The organism is Mesonia sp. HuA40 (genome assembly GCF_008017835.1).
GTDB lineage: Bacteria > Bacteroidota > Bacteroidia > Flavobacteriales > Flavobacteriaceae > Mesonia.
On sequence record NZ_VRLT01000038.1, the window covers coordinates 1 to 4,299 of the forward strand.

A 4,299-nucleotide genomic window follows, 5' to 3' on the forward strand; every position below is an offset into this window, starting at 1 on the left:
AAGACTTGTGATAATTATTATCAAAGGTAAATTCTCTTTTTTCATCCGTTTAGTTTTTCGCAATTGTAGGCAACGGTAACGTATAAGAATAGTAGCGGATTTTTATGTACTTACTTTTCGGGTTGTTACTGTCGTTTTATTTATATATTTCACTTTCGTTTTAGCGATTAAACCGCTATTATTTTTATACAATGTTGGTAGCCGTTTTTTGTTCGGTTTAAATATCAAAACCTATATTCCAATTTCAATAACACAAACCTTGGCAATAATCTATATTCGGTCGTTGATGTTCCTATGTCGCTGACGGAAAAATTCCTAAACCTTTCGGTGTTGAACAGGTTTTTTCCAGTAATTCCCAATGTCAGTTTATTTTCAATGAGTTTGTAGCGAGCATCAAAATCCAAGAAATAATAGGTATTGTCAGTTTGCAAGTTGCCAAAATAATAACGTTCCGATTGTACCTGAACATCAAACTTTTTGTTGAACACAAAAGACAAATCCAAAAAGCTGACATTGTCCGTAAATGAATTCTCAATCGTTGTTTGGACTTCTGTCGTTGTCCATTTTGTACCAATATGGTAGTTGAAGATGCCTTTAAACCCTGAACGCAGTTCCAATCCATAATTATAGTTTTTGGATGTAACTTCCCTAAAATCAGAATCGTTTACGATGTTTTTAAACTCACTTTGTGTATAGCCTAAATCCAATTTTAGGTTTGACGACATAAACTTGAAATAGTAATCGAGTTTTGAGTTAATGTTGAAAAACTCACGGTCTTCGATTACTATTTTTCCAGTCTGTGTAAAGTTTTGCTCTATGGTTGTATTTGTTGAAAAGAAATCGTGATTTTTACTGTAAAGAATAAACGTATTGGCAAAAAACCTATCGCTCCAATTCCCTAATTGATAGTTGAAAACCAGACTTGATGCGTCAAGTTGATTAAAACTGCCTGTTCCTTTTGAAAACGAACGAAACCCTGTTAATACAAAATTGCTGTAAACTTCCAAAATTTTTGCGTTTGTTGTAGTATAGGAATAGGAAGAAATAATCTTGTTCTTATCGTTTATTTTCCAGTCAAGCCCAATACTTGGGTTGATGAAGAATGGGTTTTGATTTGATGAAATTTGATTGTTTTCCAATCGATTAAAGAGTTGATGAAAGTCCAATTTTCCCGTAAGCCCAAAGTCTTTTAATTTTAATCGGTATTTGCTTTTGAAATATAAGTCATTTACTCGATAATTGATTTCATTTTGGTAACCATTGGGTTGTGCTAAAAGAGTTCCATCTTCCAAAAGTGAAAATGTAGTGGATAACTCATCTTTTCGATATTCATTTCCTAACTGAATTTCCAATAAGTTTCCGTTGTCCTTACGGTCAAGTAAGTGTGCATTGATACCTGCAAACTGCATTTTGTTCTCGCTCAATTGTGCAACGTTGTTTGCATTTGTATTTTCAGGAAATAAATCTTGATAAAAGAATTGATTTAAACGATAGTTTTGAGGTGTTTGTTCATCGATAAAACGTCCTGTGAGTAAAAAAACTTTTTTATCCTTAAATTTATTGGTATAGCTTATCTTTTGGTCAAAGAGCGTGTTTTGGTGCTGTAGATTTTCAATCGTAGAATTGCCGTTGAATACTAAATTAGAGCCATCGGTAAAATCTCCATTATTGTACTTTGTTATGGCTTCCAACATTTTGGTTTTTGAAATATTATAGGTAACATCCAGTTTACCAAAGGCTATCCGTTTTGTATTGCGCAATTCATAATCTTCAGTGTTGGTAAAATTTGTGCCATTTACGTTCACAACATCAATACTGTTTCTAAAAAAATCGGTCTCGTCCCAATTGAAAAATCCCAATGTTTTTATTTTTAGTTTTTCTGTCGGGTTGAAGATAGCATTGAGCGAGACCAGTTCTGCATTGTTGAAATTGGTTCTGCTTTGCTTAAAATTGAGCTGGTTTGGGGAAAGGCTTAAGAGCGAATTGACGCTTTGGTTATCGCCAATGCTTGCAGGTTCGTTAATTCTAAAAGGTCTAATTAGCTGTTCTATGTCGCCTGTGGCATCGTAGCCTATATTGTTAAGATTGGTCAAAAAGTAGTATTTGTTCTTTTTGCCAAAATTCATTAGGTTTCCTTTAACTTGATAAAAATTGTCGTTGCCTAAACTCGTTTCAACATTCCCGAACCATATACGTTTGGATTCTTCATCTAATTTAAGATTTAAAGCCACCTTATTACTTTCCTCAATACCTTTTAATAGTCTATTGTTTGAATAGTTTTTAAGAACTTCAACTTCCTCAATAGGGTAAGCAGGCATATTTTTAGACAGAATTTTATAACCTCTTTCAAAAAGGTCATCGCCATCTATCATTAGCTTTTCAATCTCTTGGTTGCCTACTTTTATAGTTCCTTCGCTATCTATTTGCAAACCTGGTATATTTTTAAGCAAATCTTCAACGGTTTGTTCAGAGCCATTTACAAAAAACTTGGTCTTAAAATTAATAGTGTCTTTTTTTATTGAAATAGGTTTATCTGCTTCAATTATGACCTCATCTAAATTGAATGTCTTTTCATTAAGCACAATATTTATTTTTAATTCCTTTTGTTTCTCCTTCAATATAAATGGAACAGTTTGACTTTCATAACCAAGCGATGTAAAAACTAAATTAAACTTTCCCGTCTTGTTTATTTCAAGTTTGTAATTGCCGTTGTCATCTGAATAGGTGTAAGATATGATTGATTTTGAAAGACTGTCTTTAGCAATTATACTGACTGAATGCAGTGTGTTTTTACCATCAGTAATTGAACCAAATATTTCAGTTTGTGAGTAAACTATAGATGAAAAAAAGAAAAAAAACAATAAAGCTATTTTTCCCATTCAAATTCTTTTTCTAAACCTGTTCTATTAAGTTTTGTATTTGAAACAGAAACTCCTTGTGGTACTCTGCTTTGCATTCTCATCATTTGTTCTTTAATCTCATTTTCCATATCAATAATAACTTGTTCAAAACTAATTATTGGTAACAGGTCGTTTTTCTCAAAATCTGTGTCTTGAGTATAAGGAAATTTGATTTTTTTTGCTTTCCAAATATGCTTTGTTGTATCATTTATATTATACAGTTCTAAAATTAATCCCGGTAAACCTTTAAATTTCCAAGGACCAAAAGGAATGTTTAAGTCCTCCGCATACCATGCAATTATTTCCGAACCTCTAAAGACCGTAGTTGCCTTTTTACATAAGAAATCTCCAATTTTTTTTATTTCTTTACTTGATATATCCCAAGAGTAATTAGGAAGACTGTCCTTAACGACAACCGCATTACCTTGATAGTTTTGAGTAAAGAAAATGATATTTTCGCTGTTTTCTAAATAGTATTTCGTTGCATCAAGTTTTATAGTTTTTTGACTTATTGTTATTTTATTGTTGTATTCGTCTTCTTCAATAATTTTGGCATTTTGATTATTTTCAATCAACAATGAATCTGTTACATAAATTGCACTTTCATTTAATGCAACTAGCGTTTCAGTATTTGTTATATGTCCTTTTTGTGCTTGGTACTCAACCAAAATTTTTTGATTTTGTGAGTAGGATAAATAATTTATAAATAATCCTAAAATAGAAAGTGTTGTTTTTTTCATTATTGTTTATAGATTAAATAGCCATAGGTTATCCAAGTAACCTATGGCTATAATTATTGATTATTGTGCATTTAAAAAGGCTACGTGATTTCTAGCTTTTTCCATACAGTGTGATAGAGAATTAGCTTCAGTAGTATACGTAGTATCATAACTGTAAGAATACCCATTTGGGTAAGTAACAGTTGTAGTAATAGTATAAGTGCAAGTACCAAACACTTCTTTGATTTCATTAGATTCAAAAGTGTTTGCGTTGTTTGCAAAAGCAAACGTTCCTACTAGCATAAAAGCTAGTGCAAAAAATACATTTTTCATTTTAATAGTATTTAATGGTTAAACATCTAAACTCTATAAGTTTATGGTCATTATAGTTTAGTTCGTGGGCTATCCACTTTAGACCTGTCGGCATTCATTCTTCACTTTTAGAGAGTCAATTTACGTTTTTGTTTTCAAATTCCGTAAGTCGGATGGTCTTTAAATTGCTCTGTTCGTGGCTCAAATGGCTACCAACGGCCTTGGCTATGATTTCGTTGCGGAAAAATATACAGGATTTATTCTGATGTAGCTCAAAGATAGAAAAAAGGATGGAATTTTCGGTAGAAAATTCCGCCGCAATGAATTATAGCCGTTGTTGGCTAAAGTACCGACACGCTCTGCTTGGC

At 32.1% G+C, this 4,299-nt stretch carries 3 protein-coding genes; all 3 read right to left on the bottom strand.

The features are described from left to right. Positions 1-224: 224 nt before the first annotated feature. Genes FT993_RS08395 through FT993_RS08405 form a run of 3 tightly spaced genes read right to left on the bottom strand, consistent with a single transcriptional unit; the run spans position 225 to position 3,952 of the window. On the bottom strand, positions 225-2,879 hold the full coding sequence (locus FT993_RS08395; protein ID WP_147862106.1) for a carboxypeptidase-like regulatory domain-containing protein: 2,655 nt from the start codon (positions 2,877-2,879) through the stop codon (positions 225-227). Further along, positions 2,867-3,640, bottom strand: a complete 774-nt coding sequence (locus FT993_RS08400) for a GLPGLI family protein (RefSeq protein ID WP_147862107.1) — start codon at positions 3,638-3,640, stop codon at positions 2,867-2,869. The genes FT993_RS08395 and FT993_RS08400 overlap by 13 nt, the downstream gene beginning before the upstream one ends. A 60-nt stretch (positions 3,641-3,700) precedes the next feature. Further along, positions 3,701-3,952 (bottom strand): hypothetical protein, encoded by a 252-nt coding sequence (locus FT993_RS08405; RefSeq protein WP_147862108.1) that lies wholly within the window; start codon positions 3,950-3,952, stop codon positions 3,701-3,703. Positions 3,953-4,299: the final 347 nt, after the last annotated feature.